Annotated in this window: 17 protein-coding genes, 1 tRNA gene and 1 riboswitch; of the genes, 10 read left to right on the top strand and 8 right to left on the bottom strand. The window is 64.3% G+C overall.

Annotated elements, in window-relative coordinates:
• Positions 1–11 precede the first annotated feature (11 nt).
• Positions 12–97: riboswitch (glycine riboswitch) on the top strand.
• Positions 98–267: 170 nt separating this feature from the next.
• From gcvT to WA237_RS03655, 4 genes are all read left to right on the top strand, one after another.
• Positions 268–1,392, top strand: a complete 1,125-nt coding sequence (gene gcvT, locus WA237_RS03670) for a glycine cleavage system aminomethyltransferase GcvT (protein WP_336096721.1) — start codon at positions 268–270, stop codon at positions 1,390–1,392.
• A 21-nt stretch (positions 1,393–1,413) separates the two neighbouring features.
• Positions 1,414–1,773 (top strand): glycine cleavage system protein GcvH, encoded by a 360-nt coding sequence (gcvH, locus tag WA237_RS03665; RefSeq protein ID WP_009813170.1) that lies wholly within the window; start codon positions 1,414–1,416, stop codon positions 1,771–1,773.
• A 95-nt stretch (positions 1,774–1,868) separates the two neighbouring features.
• Complete coding sequence (gene gcvP / locus WA237_RS03660) at positions 1,869–4,718, top strand: aminomethyl-transferring glycine dehydrogenase (protein ID WP_336096720.1); 2,850 nt, start codon at positions 1,869–1,871, stop codon at positions 4,716–4,718.
• Between the two features lie 332 nt (positions 4,719–5,050).
• The gene (locus WA237_RS03655) at positions 5,051–6,001 is read left to right on the top strand and encodes a GlxA family transcriptional regulator (RefSeq protein ID WP_336096719.1); all 951 of its coding nucleotides are present in this window, start codon (positions 5,051–5,053) and stop codon (positions 5,999–6,001) included.
• Positions 6,002–6,030: 29 nt separating this feature from the next.
• On the opposite strand, the gene WA237_RS03650 is transcribed toward WA237_RS03655, so the two are convergent.
• Together WA237_RS03650 and WA237_RS03645 are read right to left on the bottom strand one after the other, a co-directional pair.
• Positions 6,031–8,550 (bottom strand): ABC transporter permease, encoded by a 2,520-nt coding sequence (locus tag WA237_RS03650; RefSeq protein ID WP_336096718.1) that lies wholly within the window; start codon positions 8,548–8,550, stop codon positions 6,031–6,033.
• On the bottom strand, positions 8,547–9,260 hold the full coding sequence (locus WA237_RS03645) for an ABC transporter ATP-binding protein (protein ID WP_336096717.1): 714 nt from the start codon (positions 9,258–9,260) through the stop codon (positions 8,547–8,549). Before WA237_RS03645 ends, WA237_RS03650 begins: the two co-directional genes overlap by 4 nt.
• A gap of 49 nt (positions 9,261–9,309) precedes the next feature.
• On the opposite strand from WA237_RS03645, the gene WA237_RS03640 reads away from it, so the two are divergent.
• Positions 9,310–9,948, top strand: coding sequence for an arylesterase (locus WA237_RS03640; protein ID WP_336096716.1), 639 nt, complete (start codon positions 9,310–9,312; stop codon positions 9,946–9,948).
• An 89-nt stretch (positions 9,949–10,037) separates the two neighbouring features.
• On the opposite strand, the gene WA237_RS03635 is transcribed toward WA237_RS03640, so the two are convergent.
• Entirely contained in the window at positions 10,038–10,244 is a 207-nt protein-coding gene (locus tag WA237_RS03635) for a cold-shock protein (RefSeq protein WP_009813164.1), read from the bottom strand.
• Between the two features lie 368 nt (positions 10,245–10,612).
• Here WA237_RS03635 and WA237_RS03630 point away from each other — a divergent pair, with 368 nt between their 5' ends.
• Entirely contained in the window at positions 10,613–10,999 is a 387-nt protein-coding gene (locus WA237_RS03630; RefSeq protein ID WP_216015250.1) for a BrnA antitoxin family protein, read from the top strand.
• A gap of 280 nt (positions 11,000–11,279) precedes the next feature.
• Here WA237_RS03630 and ettA read toward each other — a convergent pair whose 3' ends face one another.
• Entirely contained in the window at positions 11,280–12,935 is a 1,656-nt protein-coding gene (ettA, locus tag WA237_RS03625; protein ID WP_009813162.1) for an energy-dependent translational throttle protein EttA, read from the bottom strand.
• A gap of 89 nt (positions 12,936–13,024) precedes the next feature.
• The gene (locus WA237_RS03620; RefSeq protein ID WP_336096715.1) at positions 13,025–14,890 is read right to left on the bottom strand and encodes a putative bifunctional diguanylate cyclase/phosphodiesterase; all 1,866 of its coding nucleotides are present in this window, start codon (positions 14,888–14,890) and stop codon (positions 13,025–13,027) included.
• A 121-nt stretch (positions 14,891–15,011) separates the two neighbouring features.
• Between WA237_RS03620 and WA237_RS03615 the strand changes: the two genes are divergently transcribed.
• The 4 genes from WA237_RS03615 (at position 15,012) to WA237_RS03600 (ending at position 19,555) form a co-directional block, all read left to right on the top strand.
• Positions 15,012–15,647 carry a nicotinate-nucleotide adenylyltransferase gene (locus WA237_RS03615; protein ID WP_286905944.1) on the top strand — a complete coding sequence of 212 codons (636 nt, stop codon included), beginning with the start codon at positions 15,012–15,014 and terminating at the stop codon, positions 15,645–15,647.
• A gap of 49 nt (positions 15,648–15,696) precedes the next feature.
• Entirely contained in the window at positions 15,697–17,196 is a 1,500-nt protein-coding gene (gene dacB / locus WA237_RS03610) for a D-alanyl-D-alanine carboxypeptidase/D-alanyl-D-alanine endopeptidase (protein ID WP_336096714.1), read from the top strand.
• 104 nt (positions 17,197–17,300) lie between these two features.
• Positions 17,301–19,307 carry a TonB-dependent receptor domain-containing protein gene (locus WA237_RS03605; RefSeq protein ID WP_336096713.1) on the top strand — a complete coding sequence of 669 codons (2,007 nt, stop codon included), beginning with the start codon at positions 17,301–17,303 and terminating at the stop codon, positions 19,305–19,307.
• Positions 19,308–19,481: 174 nt separating this feature from the next.
• Positions 19,482–19,555: transfer RNA gene (locus WA237_RS03600), tRNA-Cys, on the top strand.
• Positions 19,556–19,897: 342 nt separating this feature from the next.
• On the opposite strand, the gene WA237_RS03595 is transcribed toward WA237_RS03600, so the two are convergent.
• The 3 genes from WA237_RS03595 to WA237_RS03585 are packed head-to-tail and all read right to left on the bottom strand — an operon-like array spanning position 19,898 to position 21,862.
• A complete protein-coding gene (locus WA237_RS03595; RefSeq protein WP_336096712.1) occupies positions 19,898–20,200 on the bottom strand; it encodes an antibiotic biosynthesis monooxygenase family protein in 303 nt (100 codons plus the stop codon).
• A 60-nt stretch (positions 20,201–20,260) separates the two neighbouring features.
• Positions 20,261–21,031 (bottom strand): nuclear transport factor 2 family protein, encoded by a 771-nt coding sequence (locus WA237_RS03590; protein ID WP_336096711.1) that lies wholly within the window; start codon positions 21,029–21,031, stop codon positions 20,261–20,263.
• A 36-nt stretch (positions 21,032–21,067) separates the two neighbouring features.
• Positions 21,068–21,862 (bottom strand): VOC family protein, encoded by a 795-nt coding sequence (locus WA237_RS03585; RefSeq protein WP_336096710.1) that lies wholly within the window; start codon positions 21,860–21,862, stop codon positions 21,068–21,070.
• Positions 21,863–21,966: the final 104 nt, after the last annotated feature.

The following is a 21,966-nucleotide window of genomic DNA, read 5'->3' as shown; positions in this document are numbered from 1 at the left end:
TAAAGCATACAGATATCGAAACGGGAGAACCGGCCATGCCGGTGCCGAAGGAGCAACCGCCCCGGAAACTCTCAGGCCAAAGGACCGCTTCGATATCGAGGAACTCTGGAGAGTGCGCGGATCAGCCCGCGCCGCCGAAGGGATAGCGATCTCAGGCGAAAGGACAGAGGGGGCATCGTGGCGCAGGTCGTAGGACCGGGCGCGAGAACGGTGCCGGTCTGATTTCCCACAAGGAACATCGCCCCGGCCAGAGGTTGGGAGAATGCCATGAGCGATCTGCGGGTCACCCCATTGAACGCATTGCACCGCGAGCTGGGCGCCAAGATGGTGCCTTTCGCGGGCTATGACATGCCGGTGCAATACAAGCTCGGTGTGATGAAGGAACATCTGCATTGCCGCGCCGAGGCGGGGCTTTTTGATGTGAGCCATATGGGGCAGGTGATCCTGCGCCATCCCGATGGGGTCGAGGCGGCGGCGCTGGCGCTCGAGAGCCTGGTGCCGGTGGATGTCGCGGGGCTGGCCTCTGGGCGGCAGCGTTACGGGTTTTTCACCAATGAGGCGGGCGGGATCATGGATGATCTGATGCTCGCCAATCGCGGCGATCATCTCTTTGTGGTGGTGAATGCGGCCTGCAAGGAGGCCGATATTGCCCATATGCGCGCCCATCTGAGCGGCTGTGAGGTCGAAGAGATCAGCGACCGCGCGCTGCTGGCGCTGCAGGGGCCGAAGGCCGAGGCGGTGCTCGAGGCGCTGGTGCCGGGCGTGGCGGATATGCGGTTCATGGATGTGGCGATCATGGCGTCGGAGTTCGGCGAGCTGTGGATTTCGCGCTCGGGCTATACCGGCGAGGATGGTTACGAGATTTCGGTGCCCGAGAGCGAGGCCGAGGAATTTGCCCGGGCGCTGCTCAGCCATGAGGCGGTGGAGCCGATCGGGCTTGGGGCGCGGGACAGTCTGCGGCTCGAGGCGGGGCTGTGCCTTTATGGGCATGACATTGACGAAGAGACGAGCCCGGTCGAGGCGCGTCTCACCTGGGCCATCCAGAAGCTGCGCCGCGCGGGTGGCGCGCGGGAAGGTGGCTTTCCGGGGGCGGACCGTATTCTGGCCGAGCTCTCTGATGGCGCGGCGCGGCATCGGGTCGGGCTTCGCCCCGAGGGGCGGGCGCCGATGCGCGAGGGCACCGAACTTTATGCCGAGGCCGAGGGCGGCACGCCAATTGGGCGCGTGACGTCGGGCGCATTCGGCCCCACAATCGAAGCGCCGATGTCGATGGGCTATGTGCCCAAAGATGTCAGCGCAGAGGGTACGCAGCTCTTTGGCGATGTGCGCGGCAAGCGACAGCCCGTCACGGTCGCGGCGCTGCCCTTTACCCCGGCCAATTTCAAACGCTGATCCAACGAGGGAGACCCCAAGATGAAATTCACAGAAGAACATGAATGGCTGCGCGAGGAAGACGGGCTTATCGTCGTCGGCATCACCGAGCATGCGGCAGAGCAGCTTGGCGATGTGGTCTTTGTCGAGCTGCCCGAGGAAGGCACCGAAGTGGCCAAGGATGACGAGGTCGTGGTGATCGAATCCGTCAAGGCGGCATCGGATATCCTCGCCCCCATCGATGGCGAGATCGTCGAGGTGAACAGCGTGCTCGCCGATGAGCCGGCCAAGGTCAATGACGATCCGCTGGGCGATGCGTGGTTCTTCAAGATCAAGGCGTCGGACCCGTCGCAGATGGACGACATGATGGATGAAGCCGCCTACAAGGCCTTTATCGGCTGATCCCGCTGGCGGGGCCGCAGTCGTGGCCCCGCTCTCTCAAGAGTTTTCAGGGCGGTGCGGGCCATAAGGCCCCCGTCCGCAGACCGGAGTCCGTCATGGCATTCGAACCCACCGACTATCTTCCTTATGATTTCGCCAACCGCCGCCATATCGGGCCGTCGCCCGAGGAAATGCAGGAGATGCTGCAGGTGGTGGGAGCCGGGGATCTCGACGATCTGATCGATCAGACCGTGCCGAAATCCATCCGGCAGGAGGTGCCTCTCAATTTCGGCAAGCCCAAGTCCGAGCGCGAGCTTATGCATTTCATGCGGCTTACCGCGTCGAAGAACAAGGTCATGGTGAACATGATCGGTCAGGGCTATTACGGGACGGTGACGCCGCCCGCGATCCAGCGCAACATCCTCGAGAACCCGGCGTGGTACACGGCCTATACGCCCTATCAGCCGGAGATCAGCCAGGGGCGGCTCGAGGCGCTCTTGAACTTCCAGACGATGATTTCCGATCTCACCGGGCTTGAGGTGGCGAATGCCTCGCTGCTCGACGAGGCGACGGCCTGTGCCGAGGCGATGACCATGGCGCAGCGGGTGTCGAAATCGAAGGCCAAGGCGTTTTTCGTCGACCGCGACTGTCATCCGCAGAATATCGCGGTGATCCAGACACGGGCCGAGCCGCTCGGCATCGAGGTGATCGTCGGCAACCCGGACAAGATGGAGGCGTCCGAAGTGTTCGGCGCGATTTTCCAATATCCGGGCACCTATGGTCATGTGCGCGATTTCACCGATCACATCGCGGCCCTGCATGAGCATAAGGCGATTGCGGTGATGTCGGCGGATCCGCTGGCGCTCACCCTGCTCAAGGAGCCGGGCGAGATGGGGGCGGATATTGCCGTCGGCTCGACCCAGCGGTTTGGCGTGCCGATGGGCTATGGCGGGCCGCACGCGGCCTATATGGCCTGCAAGGATGCCTATAAGCGGTCGATGCCGGGGCGGATCATCGGGGTCAGTATCGACGCCCATGGCAACCGCGCCTATCGGCTGTCGTTGCAGACCCGCGAGCAGCATATCCGCCGCGAGAAGGCGATGTCGAACGTCTGTACGGCGCAGGCGCTCTTGGCGGTGATGGCGTCGATGTATGCGGTGTTCCACGGGCCGAAGGGGCTCAAGGCCATTGCGCAGCGCATCCATCGCAAGACGGTGCGGCTGGCCAAGGGGCTCGAAGAGGCGGGGTTCAAGGTCGATCCGCAGGTGTTCTTTGACACGATCACCGTGGATGTCGGGCCGCTGCAGGCGGCGGTTCTGAAATCGGCGGTGGACGAGGGGATCAACCTGCGTCGTGTCGGCGAGAGCCGGGTCGGGATTTCGCTCGACGAGGCGACGCGGCCGAAGAATATCGAAGCGGTCTGGCGGGCCTTTGGCATCACCCGGGCGGATGAGGATTTCACCCCCGAATACCGCGTGCCGGAAAACATGCACCGGACCAGCGCCTATCTTACCCATCCGATTTTCCACATGAACCGGGCGGAAACCGAGATGATGCGCTATATGCGGCGGCTGGCGGATCGCGATCTGGCGCTGGACCGGGCGATGATCCCGCTTGGCAGTTGCACGATGAAGCTCAACTCGGCCGCCGAAATGATGCCGGTGAGCTGGCGCGAGTTTTCGCGGCTGCACCCCTATTGCCCGGTCGATCAGGCCGAGGGCTATAAGGTGATGATCGACGATCTGAGCGCCAAGCTCTGCGAGATCACCGGCTATGACGCGATCTCGATGCAGCCCAATTCGGGGGCGCAGGGCGAATATGCCGGTCTCTTGACCATTGCCGCCTATCACCGGGCGCAGGGCGAGGGGCATCGCAATGTCTGCCTCATTCCGATGTCGGCCCATGGCACCAACCCGGCGAGCGCGCAGATGGTGGGCTGGAAAGTGGTGCCGGTCAAATCCGCCGAGACCGGGGATATCGACCTTGCCGATTTCCGCGCCAAGGCCGAGCAATATGCCGAGACGCTGGCCGGCACGATGATCACCTATCCGTCGACCCATGGCGTGTTCGAAGAGCATGTGAAGGAGATCACCGCGATCACCCATGAGCATGGCGGTCAGGTCTATATCGACGGGGCCAATATGAACGCCATGGTGGGGCTTGCCCGGCCCGGCGATATTGGCGGCGATGTGAGCCATCTCAACCTGCACAAGACCTTCTGCATCCCGCATGGCGGCGGTGGTCCCGGCATGGGGCCGATTGGCGTCAAGGCGCATCTGGCGCCCTATCTGCCGGGGCATCCCTCGACCGGGGGCGGCGAAGGGCCGGTGTCGGCGGCGCCGTTCGGCTCGCCGTCGATCCTGCCGATCAGCTGGGCCTATACGCTGTTGATGGGGGGCGAAGGTCTCACCCAGGCGACGCGGGTGGCGATCCTCAACGCGAACTATATCGCGAAGCGGCTCGAAGGGGCCTATGAGGTGCTCTATCGCGGGCGCAATGACCGGGTGGCGCATGAGTGCATCATCGACACGCGGCCCTTTGAAGAGAGCGCGGGCGTCACGGTCGATGACATTGCTAAGCGTCTTATCGACAATGGGTTCCACGCGCCGACCATGTCCTTTCCGGTGCCCGGCACGCTGATGGTCGAGCCGACCGAGAGCGAGACCAAGGCCGAGCTCGACCGGTTCTGCGATGCGATGCTGGCGATCCGCGAGGAGATCCGCGACATCGAGGAGGGCCGGATCGACGCGGCGAACAACCCGCTCAAACACGCGCCGCATACGGTCGAGGATCTGGTGGGCGACTGGGATCGGCCCTATAGCCGCGAACAGGCCTGTTTCCCGGCCGGGGCGTTCCGGGTCGACAAATATTGGCCGCCGGTGAACCGGGTGGACAATGTCTATGGCGACCGGAACCTCGTCTGCACCTGCCCGCCGATGGAGGAGTATGCCGAGGCGGCGGAGTAAGCACCGCGCGATACGGATGAAGCGTACGCCCCGGTGGGATGCCGGGGCGTTTTTTATGTCTGGGGGAGAGGGGCGGCGCCTGCCCGTGGGGTGGCGCATCCCGCGATCTCGGTGAGGCGTTTTATCCCTCCTCTTTCCTCCGACTTGGCCTGAACGCGCGAGATTGGCCAAAGCGCCAGCCCGCCGGGACGGGCAGGCGCTGGCCCGGCGGGCTGCGGCCTTGTTCCGGGCCTGCGCGTAAGGATAAATGGAGCGACATTTTTTCTTTGCGTTTTCGCGCGCGGACTGTACAGAACTGTCCACCAAGCGCGCAAGGCCGAGGTCCCCGGGCGATGACCAAGACGGAATCCTATCTCTTCTATCTGATCGAAGATTTCACCCATATGCCGTTCTCCTGCGCGGTCGAGCCCTTGCGGCTGGCCAATCATCTGAGCGGCAAGCCTCTCTATGAATGGAAGCTCGCGTCAGAGAATGGCGAAACGGTGCGCGCCTCGAACGGGGTCACCAGCATCGTCGATTACAGTTTCGAGGATCGGGTGAAATCCGACCGGCTCTTTGTGATGTCGGGGCTCAACACCTGGAAACATATCACCCCCGGCCTGATCAATGCGCTGCGCCGCGAGCGGTCGCATGGGGCGCGGATCGGGGGCATGTGTTCGGCGGCCTATGTGCTCGCCCATGCCGGGTTTCTCGATGGCTGTCGCGCGGCGGTGCATTGGGAATATCACGACAGTTTCATGGAAGAGTTTCCCGATGTGTCGGTGGTGCGCAATGTCTTTGTGGCGGATGAGAAATTCATCACCGCTTCGGGGGGCACCGCGCCGGCCGATCTTATCCTGCATCTCATTGGCGAGACCCATGGGCAGGGGCTGGCCAATGAGATTGCCGATCAGATGGTCTATAGCGGGGTGCGCGAGGCCAGCGCCGAGCAGAAGGCGTCGCTTCAGGCGCGGCACGGGATGCGCAACCCGCATCTGGCGCGGGCGATTGGCCTGATGGGCGAGGCGATCGAGGACCCGCGTCATACGTCCGATATCGCGGGTGAAGTGGGGATTTCGACGCGGCAGCTCGAGCGGCTCTTTGGGCGTTATCTCAACTGTTCGCCGAGCAAATATTACCTCGAACTGCGGCTCAACAAGGCGCGCAACCTGCTCATCCAGAGCGAATGCAGCGTGACTGAGGTGGCGATGGCGGCGGGGTTCAAATCCGTCACCCATTTCGCGCGGGTCTATCGCGGGTCCTTTGGGGTGTCGCCGGGCGAACAGCGGTCGCGGCTGACCTGAGTTTACTCTTGCGCGCGGAGCACGAGCGGTCACTCTTGCGCGCGGAGCACGCGGGCGGGGCGGGCCTTGAGCGGGGCCCAAGCAAAGCCGAGCCCGGCCAGCAGCGTCACGCCGACGCCCGCCACAACGATGATCAGCGCCGAGGGCCAGATCACCGCAAAGCCGGTGTGCATGACGAAATGGCTCACCGCCCAGCCGCCGAGAATGCCCGCAAGGATCGCCACCGCCCCGGCGGCGGCGCCAAGGAGCGCGGCGCGGAGGGCGTGGCTGGCGAGGATGCGGGCGCGTCCGGCGCCGAGGGTGCGCAGCACGGCGGCCTCGAAGATGCGGTTGCGCTGATCCGCGGCGGCGGCCCCGATGAGCACCAGAAACCCGGTGACGAGCGTTGCCGCCGCGCCCCAGGCGGTGGCGGCGGCAAGCCCTGCCAGCAGCCCCGACACCCGGTCGATGGCGTCGCGGACGCGGATCGCCGTCACATTGGGCATGGCCTCGGAGATGTCGCGCAGGATCGCGGGCTCGGCCTCTGGGGTGGCGTAGACCGTGGCGATGAAACTATGCGGTGCGGCCTCGAGCGCGGCGGGGTTCATCATCATGATAAAGCCCATGCCGGCGGTGGAGAAATCGACCTCGCGCAGGGAGGTGAGCGTGGCGGTGATGTCGCGGCCAAGGATGTTGACGGTGATCTCGTCGCCGAGCGCGAGCCCCATTTCAGCGGCCTCTTCGGCGGCAAAGCTGAGCTGGGGCGTGCCGCTGTACGCCTCGGACCACCAGGTGCCTTGGGTGAGGCGGGTGCGGTCGGGCAGGGCGTCTGCATAGGAGATGCCGCGGTCGCCGTTGAGCACCCAGTGATCGCCCGCCACCTCGCGCGCCGGTTGGCCGTTGATCCGGGTGATGATGCCGCGCAGCATCGGCGCGCTGTCGATGCGGTCGACGGCGGGATCGCTGTCGAGCCTTTGGCGGAAGGCTTGCATCTGGTCCTTCTGGATGTCGACGAAGAAGAAGGCGGGGGCCTTATCGGGGAGGTCCTGCCGGATGGCGCTGCGCAGGTTGCCGTCGATCTGGCCGACAGCGGCAAGCACGCTTAGCCCGAGACCGAGGGAGAGCACCACCGGCAGCGCCGAGCGGCCCGGCCCGCCGATGGCGCCGAGCGCCCAGAGAAGCGCCGGACGGCGGCGGGCCAGCGGCCGGGCGCGGGCGGCGAGCCGTTCGATGGCGAGGCCTGCGAGGGTGAGCAGCAAGAGCGCCCCGGCGATGCCGCCTGCGGTCCAGACGGTCAGCCGCCAATTGCCGGAGAAAAGCGCCGCGAGCAGCACCAGAAGCGCGGTGGCCCCGGCGATGGTGGCGAGATAGGGCCAGCCGGGCAGCGCCCAATCGCGCCGCTCAGAAGGGCGAAACAGCGTGGCGGCGCGCACATCGGCGGCGCGGGCCAGCGGCCAGAGGGTAAAGATCAGCGCGGCGAGCAGGCCATAGATCGCGGCTTCGGCCAGCGGTGCGCCATAGAGGCCGAACTCGGCCGGGACCGGCAGGCGCGTGCCGAGATAGGGGCCGAGGAGCCAGGGCACCAGCGCGCCGAGCGAGACCCCGATGGCAAGGCCCAGCGCGGTGAGGATGCCGATCTGGATAAAATAGGTGAGAAAGATCACCCGCCGCGACGCGCCGAGCGTGCGCAGCGTGGCGATAACGGTGACCTTGCCCGCGAGATAGGCCTGCACGGCGGTGGCGATGCCGACGCCGCCCACGGCGAGACCGCTCAGCCCGACGAGGATGAGAAAGGCCCCGAGCCGGTCGACGAATTCCGCCACGCCGGGCGCGCCGTTGCGGGCATCGCGCCAGGACAGCCCCCGGTCGGGAAAGGCGCGGCCCAGCTCGGATAAGAGCGCACCGGGATCGGCACCGGGCGGCAGGTCGAGCCGTGTGCGGGTGGTGAACAGCGTGCCGGGGGCGAGCAGGCCGGAGCTGGCGAGATCGGCCTCGCGCAGGAGGCTGCGGGGGCCAAGCTCGAACCCGCCGGTGATGCTGTCGGGTTCAAACTCGAGCGCGGCGCTCACATGGAAGGCCTGTTCGCCGAGCGTGATCCTGTCGCCCGCCACGATCCCCAGCCGGGCCATGAGCGCCGGGTCGAGCACCGCGCCGGGCAGGCCGTTCGCGCCGTCGAGCGCGTTGGAAAGGGGCATGTCGGGGCTGAGGCGGACGCGGCCCACGAGCGGGTAGAGATCATCCACGGCCTTGACCTGGGTGAGGGCGCGGCTGCCGTCGGGGGTCACCGCCATGGAGCGAAATTCGGTCACCTGCGAGAGCCGGTCGGCGCGGGCCTCGAGCCAGGCGCGTTCGGTGGCATCGGGCGCGCGATAGGTGAGTTCGACCTCGGCATCGCCGCCCAAAAGCCGGGCGCCCTCGGAGGTGAGCCCTGCCTGAATGGCGGCGCGGGTGCTGCCGACGGCGGCGATGGCGGCGGCGCCAAGGATCAGGCAGGCGAGCAGGACCCAGAACGGCCCGAGCCCGCCGCGCAGCTCGCGCAGGGCCAGCCGCGTGGCGGTGCGCAGGCTCATGCGCGAAGGCCTTCGGATGTGCGGGGGGCGGCGGCGCGGTCCGCGTCGAGGCGGCCGTCGGTCAGATGCAGCACGCGGGCGCAGCGGGCGGCGAGGCCCATGTCATGGGTGACGAGCACCAGCGTCGCGCCATGGCGGTCGTGCAGATCGAAGAGCAGATCGACGATGGCCGCGCCATTGCTGCCGTCAAGATTGCCGGTGGGTTCATCGGCGAGGATGAGCCGGGGCCGGGGGGCGGCGGCGCGGGCGAGGGCGACGCGCTGTTGTTCGCCGCCGGACATCTGGGCCGGGTAATGGTGCATCCGGTGGGCAAGGCCCACGGCGCGCAGCTCGGCCTCGGCGCGGGCCTCGGCATCGGGGGCGCTGGCGAGGTCGAGCGGGGTGGCCACGTTTTCGAGCGCGGTGAGCGTCGGGATCAGGTGGAAAGATTGAAACACCACGCCGATATTGTCGCGCCGCAGCCGGGCCAGCGCGTCCTCGCCAAGCTGGCCGAGATCCTGCCCGAGGGCGGTGACGGTGCCGCCGGTGGCCCGTTCGAGCCCGCCCATCAGCATCAGCAGCGAAGATTTGCCAGAGCCCGAGGGCCCGGTCACGCCGATGGTTTCCCCGGCATGGACATCGAGGGAAATGTCGCGAAGTATGTTGACGTCTCCCGCGTTCGACCGAAGTGACAAGTCAGCGTTGCGGAGCGACAAAAGGGGCGAGGTCATGCGAAAACACCTTGTGAATATGCCTTTGACATATGGGGGTTTGGCCCGAATGGGCAAGGTCGCCTTACTGGCGATTTTAGCGGTTTTGCCGTTGCGCGGCGCTGTGGCGCAGGAAATTACCCTGCTGGCGATGGGGGATAGCCTCACCCAGGGCTATGGCCTGCCGGAGGAAGAAGGGTTTGTGCCGCAGCTCGAGGCCTGGCTTCGCGCGGCGGGGCAGGAGGTGCAGGTGATCAATGGCGGGGTGTCGGGGGACACCACGGCGGGGGGCGCGGCGCGGGTGGCTTGGGGGCTTGGTCCCGAGGTGGATGCGATGATCGTGGCGCTGGGGGGCAATGATTTCCTGCGCGGCATCGATCCGGCGGTGAGCCGTCAGAACCTCGACGCGATCCTGAGCGAGGCGGGGGCGCGGGAGGTGCCGGTTCTATTGGTGGCGATGGCCGCGCCGGGCAATTATGGCGCGGACTACAAGGCCGCGTTCGATGCGATCTATCCCGAGTTGGCGGCAGAGCATGGGGCGCTCTTGGCGGAAAGCTTCTTTCAGGGGTTGCCGGAGCGGGACCCTGACAAGCTCCGCCAGTATTTTCAGGAGGACGGGCTGCATCCCAATGCGCGGGGGGTGAGGCGCATCGTGGCGGGGCTTGGCCCGGATGTGCAGCGGCTCATCGATGAGGTGGTGGCGCCGTGAGGGGCCGGATCTGGCCCCGGCATAGGAGAGCGCAAAGGAAAAGGGCCGCCCCCGGTGGGACGGCCCTTTAAAAGCGTGTCGCTGAGGCCTTAGGCCAGAACGATGTTGCCTGCCGATTCGCGGCCGTCACGGCCGGCTTCGAGGTCGTAGGTGACCTTCTGGTTGTCGGCGAGGCCGGTGAGGCCCGCGCGCTCGACAGCAGAGATGTGCACAAACACGTCTTTGCCGCCATCATCGGGGGCGATAAAGCCATAACCTTTGGTGGTGTTGAACCATTTTACGGTGCCATTGGCCATTCCGTAGTCTCCTTCATTATGCTGCCCACGTCGTGCGGCAGCCCGGCCCGTCAGTGCAGAATCGAGTGACTGAGCCGTGTAGAGGAGCAGGTATCGATAGTGGTAACGTCGCATTCCCGATATGTTCCCTGCGGTGAAATAAAACAAGGGGAATTATTTTTCCCATGCCCCATAGGCGTTTAGATGCCGTGAGGTCAGCGTTCACCGAGGTTAACGAGGTCGTTTTCGGGGATTCGCCGCATCCCGTCGGTGTTGCGGCGGTATCGCGTCGGTGGCGGCGTGCGGGGGGCAAGGACAATGTTAACGGACCGTCGGGCAGGGTTGGGAGGCGGTGAATTCGCCGCTGTGCAGCCGAGAAGGAGATCCCGATGACCGATCGTTCCGCCCCGCAGTCCCCGAATGCCCGCGCGCCGCGCGCCGCGCCGCGTCAGGGCCGTTTGACCAAGTCGGAACGGCTGGCGCGGGATGGGCTGATGCGCAGCCTGATCGAGTTGCAGGGCGACGGTTGGCTCGACCGGGTGCTGCGCGAGGAGATCCCCGAGGCGTGGCATACGCTCGAGGCGGATGTGGATGTGCGCGAGCCGAAGGAGAAGGTGACGCTCTATCTCGATCGGTCGGTGGCGCGGTTTTACCGGCAGATGGGGCGCGGCTATCACGCGCGGATCAACCGGCTCTTGGCGACCTGGGCGCAGATGAAGATCGCGGGCGAGGTGCAGCTCGACGCGCATCTGGCGCGGCGGGCGGGGGTGGAGTGAAGGGGGGCTCGCGCGCGCCCCGTGGCCCGGAGCAAGGGCGCAGCCCGCCGGGCAGAGGCCGACCGCCCCCCGGGTGGGCTCTTGCTGAGGTGCCGGGGTGCAGATGCGTGGCGCGGGGATGGTGAGATAAACTGCCCAAAGCAGCGGAGCACTTGCCCACCCGCGGTCGGGCGCTGACCGGCTTGGCGTCTTGGGGCCGGTGGGGGGATAAGAAAACGCCCCCGCAGCGGGCTGCGAGGGCGGTGAGGGTTCGGGCCGCGCGGCGGGCGCGGGGCCGGGATCAGCGCGAGAATTTCTTGTGCTTGATCCGTTTCGGTTCGAGCGCGTCCGGGCCGAGGCGGCGCTTCTTGTCCTCTTCGTAATCCGCGAAGTTGCCTTCGAACCATTCGACATGGGCCTCGCCTTCGAAGGCGAGGATATGGGTACAGATCCGGTCGAGGAAGAAGCGGTCGTGCGAGATGACCACGGCGCAGCCGGCGAAATCGACCAGCGCGTCTTCGAGGGCGCGGAGGGTTTCGACGTCGAGGTCGTTGGTCGGTTCGTCGAGGAGCAGCACGTTGCCGCCCTCTTTCAGCAGCCGCGCCATATGGACCCGGTTGCGTTCGCCGCCCGAGAGCAGCGAGACCTTTTTCTGTTGGTCGCCGCCCTTGAAGTTGAAGGAGGAGCAATAGGCGCGGGAATTGACCTGCGCGTCGCCCAGTTCGATGATTTCGGCGCCGCCGGAGATCGCCTCCCACACGGTTTCATTGTCCTTGAGGTCGTCGCGCGACTGATCGACATAGCTCAGATCGACGGTGTCGCCATATTCGATGGTGCCGGCGTCGGGGGTTTCCTGCCCGGTGAGCATCTTGAACAGGGTGGATTTGCCGGCGCCGTTGGGGCCGATGACGCCGACGATGCCGCCGGGGGGCAGCGAGAAGGTCAGGTTCTCGATCAGGAGCTTGTCGCCCATCGCCTTTTGCAGCCCGTCGACCTCGATCACCTTGGAGCCGAGGCGGGGGCCGTTGGGGATGACGATCTGGGCGCGGGTGATTTTTTCGCGCTCGGACTGGTTGGCGAGATCGTTATAGGCGTTGATCCGGGCCTTTTGCTTGGCCTGGCGGGCCTTTTGGCCCTGACGCATCCATTCGAGTTCGCGTTCGAGGGTTTTCTGTTTCGACTTGTCCTCGCGGGCCTCTTGTTCGAGGCGCTTGGCCTTTTGTTCGAGCCAGGCGGAGTAATTGCCCTCGTAGGGGATGCCGCGGCCGCGGTCGAGTTCGAGGATCCAGCCGGTGATGTCGTCGAGGAAATAGCGGTCGTGGGTGACGATCAGGATGGTGCCCTTGTAGTCGATCAGGTGCTGTTGCAGCCAGGCGATGGTTTCGGCGTCGAGGTGGTTGGTCGGTTCGTCGAGCAACAGCATGTCGGGCGCTTCGAGCAGCAGTTTGCACAGCGCGACGCGGCGGCGTTCGCCGCCCGAGAGATCGGCCGGGCTCGCGTCGTCGGGCGGGCAGCGCAGCGCCTCGAGGGCGACGTCGATCTGGCTGTCGAGATCCCAGAGGTTGTTGCTGTCGATCTCGTCCTGCAGCGCCGCCATCTCATCGGCGGTCTCGTCGGAATAGTTCATCGCCAGTTCGTTGAACCGGTCGAGCTTGGCCTTTTTCTCGGCGACGCCGAGCATGACGTTTTCGCGCACGGTGAGCGTGTCGTCGAGATGCGGCTCCTGCGGCAGGTAGCCGACCTTGGCACCTTCGGCGGCCCAGGCTTCGCCGGTGAAATCGGTGTCGAGCCCGGCCATGATTTTCATCAGGGTGGATTTACCGGCGCCGTTGACGCCGACGACGCCGATTTTGACGCCGGGCAGAAAGCTCAGATGGATGTTCTCGAAGCATTTCTTGCCGCCGGGATAGGTCTTGGACACATCCTGCATGTGATAGACATATTGATAGGCTGCCATGGGTCGGGCTCCGTCACGAATAGCTGCGTTTGGCAGGCTGTGTAACGGGGCGGCGGGCCGGGGGCAATGGGGCGGCGGCTCTGTCTGCGCTAGCCATTGCTGATGTCGGGCAGGGCGATGGGGTGGGCGCGGGGGCCTTGGTCGGTGAAGAAGAGCGGCGAGGGCAGCGGCAGCATCGCGTCAAGCCAGCTCAGCATGTCGGCCACTGGCATCGGGCGGGCGAGGCCGAAGCCCTGGATGCAGGGGCAGTCGGCGCGGCGCAGGATGTCGAGCTGTCCCTGGGTTTCGACGCCTTCGGCGACCACATCCATGCCCAGAAGGCCGCAGAGCCGGATCAGCGAGCGGGTGATCACCCGGTTGCGCGGATCGCTTTCGAGGCGGCGGATCATCGAGAAATCGAGCTTGATCCCGTCGATTTCAAAGGCCGACATATGGGCGAGCCCGGCATAGCCGGTGCCGAAATCGTCGAGCGCCACATGCACGCCGAGGCGGCGCAGCCGGTCGACGGCGGTGACCACGTCAAGCTCGCCCCCGTCGAGGATGGTGGTTTCGAGGATTTCGACGCAGACCCGGCCGGGGGCGAGGTTGCGCGATTGCAGCGCCCAGTCGAGTAGGCCGGGGTAGTTTTCATCGGCGAGCACCGGCGAGGAGACGTTGATCGACATGGTGAGGTGATGATGGCCGGCCTGATCGAGCGCCTGCAGCGCGTCGAGGGCGAGGTTCATCGAGATGTAATCGACATCGGCGAGCAGCTGTGAGCGGCGGGCCTCTTCGAGAAAGACGCCGGGCAGGAGCGTGCCGCGTTCGGGGTGATTCCAGCGGATGAGCACCTCGCAGCCGGAAATCGTGTCGGATTCGAGCCGCAGCTGCGGTTGCAGATAGACCTCGAACTGGTTCTCTTCGACGGCTTCGCGGAGCTCGCGGGCGAGTTTTTGTTGGGCGCGGTAGCGGCGGCCGAGGAAGTCGGTGTAAAAGACGACCTGACCGCGGCCGCCGTTCTTGGCGGAATAAAGCGCCTGATCGGCCTGCTGGATGAGCGCCTCGCCCGAGACGGTGTCGGCGCCGGCCATCGAGGCGCCGATGGAAATGCCGACATGGATGGTCTGCTCGTCCCAGTCGAGCGGCACGGCGATGTCGCGCAGCACCAGTTCGGCGCGGGTCATCAGCGCATCCTGGGTGGCGACGCGGGCGCAGATCAGCAGGAATTCATCGCCGCCGGTGCGACAGACGAGATCGTCGGGGCCGGCGTTGCGGCTCAGCCCCGCCGCGACATGGCGCAGGGTGGCGTCGCCCGCCGCATGGCCGAGCGTGTCGTTGATCTCCTTGAACTTGTCGAGGTCGATCTGCAGCACGCCGATCTGGCCGTCGCGGATATACTGCAGCACCGGGTCGGAGCGCATATAGGCGGTGAGCCGTTTGCGGTTGGCGAGCCCGGTGAGATCGTCATGGAAGGCGGCATATTCCAGCTCATCCTTGGCGCGGTGCAAGGCCGATTCGGTGTCGACCTGATCGGTGATGTCGCGGCAGCCGATGATGACCAGCTGCCCGTCACTGTCACCGTCGCCGTCGCTGCCGTCGCAATCGTCGAGCGTGATCAGCGCATGGGATTGCTGGTTCCAGAAGCGGCTGCCATCGGCGCGCATATGTTCGCTCACCCGGAAGCGATCGAACAGGCCGCCATCGGGGCGGTAGCGGAAATTGGCGAGGTCCTCGGGCGAGGGGCGTTGATCGGGGGGCAGGATAAATTCGGAGGGGTGGCGGCCACAGATTTCGGCGCTGCTATAGCCGATCATCCGTTCCAGCGCCCGGTTCATCCAGACCACACGACCCCGCATGTCGACCACCGCGACCCCGTCGCGCAGATGTTCGAGCACCAGTTCGGAGAGCGGGCGATCCGTCGGTTCGCAGCCGGGCAGTTGCAGCCGGGGCCGGGTCTTGTCTTCGTCCTGAGGCACGTCGCACCTGTCCTAAGTGTCACTCATCACAGGCGACCATGGCAGGCAGCAGTTAATATCCGGTGGCCAAATCCCTTCCAAGATATTAAGCAAAGCGTTGGAGTTGAGGAGATATTGTGCGGTGATCGACATTCGCCTGCCCCCGTCCCGACCGGGCCAGACCATCGGGTTACTCGGTGGCTCGTTCGATCCACCGCATGAGGGCCATGCCCACATCACCCGCGAGGCGCTCAAGCGTTTCGGGCTCGACCGGGTATGGTGGCTCGTCAGCCCGGGCAATCCGCTCAAGGCGGAAGGGCCGGCACCGATGGCGCGGCGGATGGCGGCGGCGCGCCGGATCATGGATCATCCGCGGGTCGATATTACCGATTTCGAGGCCCAGATCGAGACGCGTTATACTGCGCAGACGCTCGAGACGCTGATCGGGCTGCGGCCCGGCGTGCGGTTTGTCTGGCTCATGGGGGCGGACAATCTGCATCAGTTTCACCGCTGGCAGGATTGGCGCAAGATCATGGAGACGGTGCCGGTGGGCGTGTTGGCGCGGCCCGGCACGCGGACTTCGGCGCGCAGCTCCAAGGCGGCCAAGGTCTATGACAGCGCGCGGCTGCCGGGCAAACGCAGTCACGAACTGATCCATCATGCGGCCCCGGCGTGGTGTTTCATCAACGTGCCGATGTCGACCCTGTCGTCGACCCAGTTGAGAAAGGCAGGGCATTGGCCTAAATCCTCAGGGGAAGAGGCCGCGCCGCAAGGCTGAGCGTGGCCCCGAACAGCGCCGAAATTGGCAGCCGAGGGTGGCAAGAGAGATGTCTGATTTTTCCACGAGACGGTTTTTCCTCGCCGGGGCCGCGATGGCGGCGTTGGCGGGCACGATCCCCGGTGCGGCGCTGGCCGAAGCGCCCGCCCGGTCGAAACGGCCGGTGGCGCGGCCCGGCAGCAGCAAGCCGGCCACGGCCGAAAGCCTGATCGAGGCGGCGGGTCTTGGTGGCTCCGTCGGGTTTGCGGTGGTGGATGTGGCGACGGGCGGGTTCCTCGAGGGCTATAACCCGGCGACCGGCCTGCCGCCCGCCAGTGTCGCGAAATCGGTGACCGGGCTTTATGCGCTGCGCACGCTCGGGCCGGAGTATCGGTTCGAGACCCGGCTGGTGGCGACGGGCCCGGTGAGCGAGGGGGTCATCAAGGGCGATCTGGTGCTGGCGGGGGGCGGTGATCCGCTGCTCGACACCGATGCGCTGGCGCGGATGGCGTCGGATCTCAAGGCGGCGGGGGTGCATCGGGTCGATGGCAAGTTCCGGGTCTGGGGCGGCGACCTGCCCTATGTCGAGCGGATCGACGATATTCAGCCGGTGCATGCGAGCTATAACCCGGCGGTGTCGGGGCTCAACCTCAATTTCAACCGGGTGCATTTCGAATGGAAACGCGCCGGGCAGAATTACGAGGTGTCGATGGATGCGCGGTCGGGCAGCCATCGTCCGGCGGTGCGGGTGGCGCGGATGGGGCTCGTGGCGCGGCAGAGCCCGCTCTATACCTATCGCAACGAGGGCGATCACGACACCTGGACCGTGGCGCAGCCGGCGCTGGGCAATGGCGGGGCGCGGTGGCTGCCGGTGCGGCATCCGGCGCGCTATGCGGGCGAGGTCTTTGCCAGTTTCGCGCGCAGCCATGGCATCATCCTCGAGCCCGGCGGGGCACTGGAGGCGGCGCCCGAGGGTCGGGTTCTCGTCACCCATCAGAGCGAGACATTGCGCGAGATCGTGCGCGACATGATGAAATATTCCACCAACCTCACCGCCGAGCTGATCGGGATGACGGCGACGGCCAAGCGCAATGGGTTGCGCCCCGAGAGCCTGCGCGGCTCGGCGGCGGTGATGACCAGTTGGGCGCAAGAGGTTCTTGGCCTCAGGGATGCGCGGTTTGTCGATCATTCGGGCCTCGGCGATGAGAGCATGATCGAGCCCGGATCGCTGGCGCGGGCGCTAGCGGCGGCGGAGGATGAGGCGCTCATCGCGCCGCTGATGAAGCCGATTGCCCTCTATGGCCGCGATGGCAAGGTCGACCGCAATCACAAGGTCAAGGTGTTCGCCAAGACCGGCACGCTGGTCTTTGTCAGCGCGCTGGCGGGCTATGCCACGGCACCGAATGGCAAGCGGCTCGCCTTTGCGATCTTTACCGCCAATGAGGACAAGCGCGCCGCCTCGGACCGGGCGACGCAGGACAGCCCGCCGGGGGCGGCGGTGTGGAACCGCAAGGCCAAGAAGCTCCAACAGGCGCTGATCGAGCGCTGGGTCGGGGTCTACGCGGGCTGAAGAACTTGACTTTTTGCGTCAGGAATGATGGTTGGCCGCCAAAGGCAGCCAGGACAGAGAGACCCTAGCCACTCGCAATCATATTTACTGCGAGGGGTAAGACCATGCGATTTGGGGTTTCCATTCTGGCGCTGAGCGCCGGGGTATCTACTGGGTTTTCTGCGGGGATTTCTGCCGGGACGGCCTGGGGCCAGGCGGCGGGTGAGTTTGAGCTCGGGACGATTGTTCTCGAGGCGGGGGCGACAGAGGCCGGTGAGGGCAAGGATGTCGAGGTCACGGCCGAGGATCTGAACCGCATTCAGCCCGCCGATCTTCAGGATCTGTTCAAGGGCGAGCCGACGGTGCAGGTGGGATCGTCGATCCCGATGTCGCAGAAGGTCTATGTCAACGGGGTCGAAGAGACCAACCTTGCCGTGACCGTTGATGGCGGCCGCCAGAACAACAAGATCTTTCACCACAATGCGACGACGCTCATTGATCCGGCGCTGCTCAAATCCGTGCGGGTGGCGCCCGGTGTGGCCCCGGCGGATGCGGGGCCGGGGGCGATGGCGGGCTCCATCGCCTATGAGACGCGGGATGTGGGCGATATGCTGACCGAGGGCGATGATTTCGGCGGGTTTCTCAGCAGCAGCTATGAGAGCAACGGCAATATCTTCACCAATGCCGCCAGTATCTTTGGCCGCCAAGGCGGGTTCGAGGCGCTGGGCTATCTCAAATATGCCACGGGCGGCGATCGCGAAGATGGCGGCGGCAATGATATTCTTGCCTCCGGGACCGATCTGCTCAGCGGGTTGGTGAAGCTCGCCTATGAGGCGGAGAGCGGCCACCGGATCGAGCTCTCGTATGAGCGGGTCAATGATGACGACGCGCGACCCTATCGCGGCAACCTGTCGGTGATCACCGCGGGCCGTCCGGTGCCCGCGACGCGGCGCTATGATCTCGACCGGCAGAATGTCGTGCTCAGCTATAGCACGACGCAGCCGAGTGAATTCTGGAATCCGACGGCGCGCATCGCCTATTCGGTGACCGATCTGGCGACGATCGACTATCCGAATGCTCTGGTGAATGAGATCACCTATGGCATGACCGACAGTCTCAATGGTGAGATCAGCAACCAGTTCAGCCTCGGGTCCGGGACGGTGGATGTGGGGCTCGATTTCTACGAGGACAGCGCGCGGATCGACTACCGCAGCCTCGACACGCCGGCGTGGAATTACGAGACCGGCGAAGCGGCGCGCAACATCGGCCTTTTCGTGCAGGCGCGGTTCGATCTGAGCGAGCGGGCGCGGGTGTCCTTTGGCGGGCGTCATGACTGGCATCGGTTCGAGGGTGTCGACGGCTCGACCAGCGACAGTTCGGGGTTCTCCGGCAATCTCTCGGGGGAATATGACCTGAGCCAGGCGGTGACGCTGGCGGCGGGCTATTCGCATGTCTGGGCGGGGCCGACGCTGGCGGAGAATTACATCGCCAACCCGGGCTGGACCTATCCGGCCGAGGGGCTGCGCAGCATGGAGGCGGACAATATTTATGTGGCGCTCGGGGCCGAGCTCGGGGCGTGGAGCCTGCGGGCCAAGCTCTTTCAGACCGAGATCGAGAATGCCCGCACCCCGAGCTATGGCGGCGGGGCGGATCTCTATTCCGATGTCGAGACGCGCGGCTATGAGCTCTCGGTCGGCTATAGCTGGGGCGCAGGCTTTGCGCGGCTGGCCTTTGCGGATATCGACACCGAGATCAACGATCAGCCCGCCGACAGCGATCTTGGCCGCTACCTGACCACGCCGATCGGGCAGATCCTGTCGCTGGCGGTGGCGCATGAGTTCGCGGGCACCGGTCTTCGGGTCGGCGGCGATGCGCAGGTGGTGTTCTCTGAGGTGAGCTATGACCCCTATAGCGGCACGGCGGGGCAGCCGCTCGATGGGTATGAGGTGGTCAATGCCTTCCTCGAGTATCAGCCGCGCGGGATGGAGAATGTGACAATCCGCGGCGAGGTCAACAATCTCTTCGATGCCGAATATGTGAGCCGCGCCACCTATGGCCAGGAGTTCGGCACGGTGGTGCCGCTCAACGAGCCGGGGCGGTCGTTCAAGATCGAAGCGCGGGTGAGCTTCTGATCCAGAGGCCCGGGGCGGCGCGATGGGAAACCCTGCCGCCCTGTGTCCTGTGGTGAGGCTCTGTGCGGTCCGGTGAGGCCCGGTGAAGCTCTGTCACGTCCGGCCAGATCGCGCCGCGCGAGCCTATTGCGCCTGCCCCCGGAATCGCCTAAACGTCCGACACCACGACGGAACGGCGAGTTGGCGGAGTGGTGACGCAGCGGATTGCAAATCCGTGTACACCGGTTCGATTCCGGTACTCGCCTCCATTTAATTTCAAACACTTAGCCGAATTTTCTAAGCTATACGTGAATTTCAAACACGGATATTTGAAACAAGAACGCTGAGCCACACCTATGGCCAATATTCTCAACGCAAGCGGATTGGCGAAAAAATAGAGGCGTCCTCCTTCTCATGAGAGGTCAATCAAGAAACCAAGACACAGACTTCTCAGGCAATTTCTCGGCATCGCTGCCGTTGGACGCGAGGCAGTCTAAGGTCAGGTATGCGGACTTTGCAGCCATTCATCGCAAAACTCCTGATGTCCGCTTCGTCATGGAAACATCAAGGCACCCGCGATATCTCGCGGGTGCTTTAGTCTTTTGGACCGATTATCGCGCCAAGTCGTAGCGTGTCATCGACATTGTGGTTGCGTCGATCATGCTCATGAACTTCTCAGCGGCTGGCGCGGATGCAAAGCTGTCCATGGACGCCTGTGCCGCTTCTGCGCTTTCCCAGTTGACCACGACCGCCCACTTACCGTCAGAGAAGGCTGCCTGCCGTGAGATGAAGCCGGGTTGCTGGCTGACATGTTCGTCTTCTATGGCCTTGTCGACAGGTTCGAACACTTCGGGCGAAACGCCCTCTGCGAGATTCATTGTAACGATCTCGATAACGCCGTTGTCTTGTGCCATTGCGGTTCCTCCTAGAGCCATGAACAATGTGATCAGAAGTGTTTTCATAGCGGTCACCGATCAGAATTTACCGTTGTCGTGGGCCATCTCGGACGGGATGTCCGCGATTACGTCCCAATGCTCAACGATTTTGCCGTCTTTGACCCGGAACAGGTCATAAAACGCTGTCGGTTTGTCAGCGAACGTGCCCTTTGACGCAGTCAGGACGAAGTTGCCTTCAGCCACGACATAATGCACGTCCGTGTAGACCATTTGGATGCCTTGCTCGGCCATACCGGCAAGTGCCGCGCCCAAGCCATCCAATCCATCGGCGATGTTGCTATTGTGCTGGATGTAGGTCTCGGTGGACAGGAAGTCAGTGATCCGGTCGACCTCGCCGTTTTTCAGGATGGTTTCCACGAAATCTGTGACCAGTGCTTTGTTCTCAGCCGTCTTATCCAGGTCGGTGATCTCGGTCGGTCCGTCTGTCTGTGTGTGGCCAGATGGATTTGGTGCAGTGATCGGGGTCAGGTTATCCCAGTGCTCAGCCACTTTGCCATCTTCGACACGAAAGACATCAAAACCGACCAGTGTTTCTGCACCAAAGGCCTGTGCGTTGTTATAGGTCGTATGCAGAACCACCATATCGCCTTCGGTGATAACGCGATGGATATCCACTTCGATTCCGCTGTCCTTCAGTCCGGGAATGAACCCTAGGATCGGTGCCGCGCCAGTGGGCACTGCGGGATTGTGTTGAATATAGTCCGGTGCAAGCAATTGCTCCGCTGCGGTCGGATCGAAGTTGATGAAGATGGCTGCAACAGCCTCCAGTACGAGTTCTTTGGGTGTCATAGGTCTACTCCTTGATTGACTTGTTAATGACGCGGTTCATGCGGCGCGGGCTTGCGCCGCAGTGATCTTGAATTCTATGCCCCATGGATCGACGAGGTGGCCTGGATTGAGGCTTTCGGGTTCGGCCAGAAGCTCGACACCTGCAAGGCCGGTTGCTCCGTTCGAGCGAGTTTCCGCTCCCCTGGATTGCCATTCATTGGCGGCAAGGTGGTGGTGGTAGCCCCCAGAACCGAACCAGCGTGCAGATGGCAGTTGGAAGGTCTGCACCATGCCGAGTTGATCTGTGATAAACGAAGCAGCACGATCCACATCGCCAACGCGCAAATGTACGTGCCCAATGACGGTGCCTTGCGGTGCACCTTGCCATTGTGCGGCATCTTCTGTGAGTGATTTCATGTCGAGCGGTCGTGTTGTCATTTGCACATTATCCCCACTGCGCTTCCATGTTTCGCGGGGTAGGTCACGATAGATTTCAATGCCGTTCCCTTCCGGATCGTTCAGATACAATGCCTCGCTGACCCCATGGTGCGAGGCACCATCGAGACGAACGCCTCTCTCTTCTGCATAGGTCAGCCAAGCACCGAGGTCCCGTCGGGACGGCAGCAAAAAAGCGGTGTGGAACAGACCAGCTTCTCTGGGGAAGGGTTTGGCTTTGCGGTCCTGCCGCAGTTCGATCAAAGCGGTGCCGTCTGTACCCAGCAGAGCGCTTTCACCGCTACGCTCGATCAAGCCAAGGCCGATTACGTCTTCGTAAAAGTTAGCGGTCTTGTCGAGATCACGCACGGTCAAAGCGACTTGACCGATTGAGATGGGGGCGTCTGAAGTTGCCATGAACTTGTCTCCTGCATTTGAACTTGCAGGGAACATAGTCATAGTAATTTCTCCGAGAAATGGCGATAAATGGGAATGTATATCGCATGAATGGAGACAATAAC

The organism is Roseovarius sp. CH_XMU1461 (assembly GCF_037027165.1).
GTDB classification, from domain to species: Bacteria; Pseudomonadota; Alphaproteobacteria; order Rhodobacterales; family Rhodobacteraceae; genus Roseovarius; species Roseovarius nubinhibens.
Note: the sequence above shows the minus strand (reverse complement) of the source record. Positions and strands in the feature narration are given on the sequence as shown.

Excerpts from the sequence above, each read along its gene's own strand:
- gcvT (WP_336096721.1), top strand. The coding sequence starts at position 268 with ATGAGCGATCTGCGGGTCACCCCATTGAACGCATTGCACCGCGAGCTG.
- gcvH (WP_009813170.1), top strand. The coding sequence starts at position 1,414 with ATGAAATTCACAGAAGAACATGAATGGCTGCGCGAGGAAGACGGGCTT.
- gcvP (WP_336096720.1), top strand. The coding sequence starts at position 1,869 with ATGGCATTCGAACCCACCGACTATCTTCCTTATGATTTCGCCAACCGC.
- WA237_RS03655 (WP_336096719.1), top strand. The coding sequence starts at position 5,051 with ATGACCAAGACGGAATCCTATCTCTTCTATCTGATCGAAGATTTCACC.
- WA237_RS03650 (WP_336096718.1), bottom strand. The coding sequence starts at position 8,550 with ATGAGCCTGCGCACCGCCACGCGGCTGGCCCTGCGCGAGCTGCGCGGC.
- WA237_RS03645 (WP_336096717.1), bottom strand. The coding sequence starts at position 9,260 with ATGACCTCGCCCCTTTTGTCGCTCCGCAACGCTGACTTGTCACTTCGG.
- WA237_RS03640 (WP_336096716.1), top strand. The coding sequence starts at position 9,310 with ATGGGCAAGGTCGCCTTACTGGCGATTTTAGCGGTTTTGCCGTTGCGC.
- WA237_RS03635 (WP_009813164.1), bottom strand. The coding sequence starts at position 10,244 with ATGGCCAATGGCACCGTAAAATGGTTCAACACCACCAAAGGTTATGGC.
- WA237_RS03630 (WP_216015250.1), top strand. The coding sequence starts at position 10,613 with ATGACCGATCGTTCCGCCCCGCAGTCCCCGAATGCCCGCGCGCCGCGC.
- ettA (WP_009813162.1), bottom strand. The coding sequence starts at position 12,935 with ATGGCAGCCTATCAATATGTCTATCACATGCAGGATGTGTCCAAGACC.
- dacB (WP_336096714.1), top strand. The coding sequence starts at position 15,697 with ATGTCTGATTTTTCCACGAGACGGTTTTTCCTCGCCGGGGCCGCGATG.
- WA237_RS03605 (WP_336096713.1), top strand. The coding sequence starts at position 17,301 with ATGCGATTTGGGGTTTCCATTCTGGCGCTGAGCGCCGGGGTATCTACT.
- WA237_RS03595 (WP_336096712.1), bottom strand. The coding sequence starts at position 20,200 with ATGGCACAAGACAACGGCGTTATCGAGATCGTTACAATGAATCTCGCA.
- WA237_RS03590 (WP_336096711.1), bottom strand. The coding sequence starts at position 21,031 with ATGACACCCAAAGAACTCGTACTGGAGGCTGTTGCAGCCATCTTCATC.
- WA237_RS03585 (WP_336096710.1), bottom strand. The coding sequence starts at position 21,862 with ATGGCAACTTCAGACGCCCCCATCTCAATCGGTCAAGTCGCTTTGACC.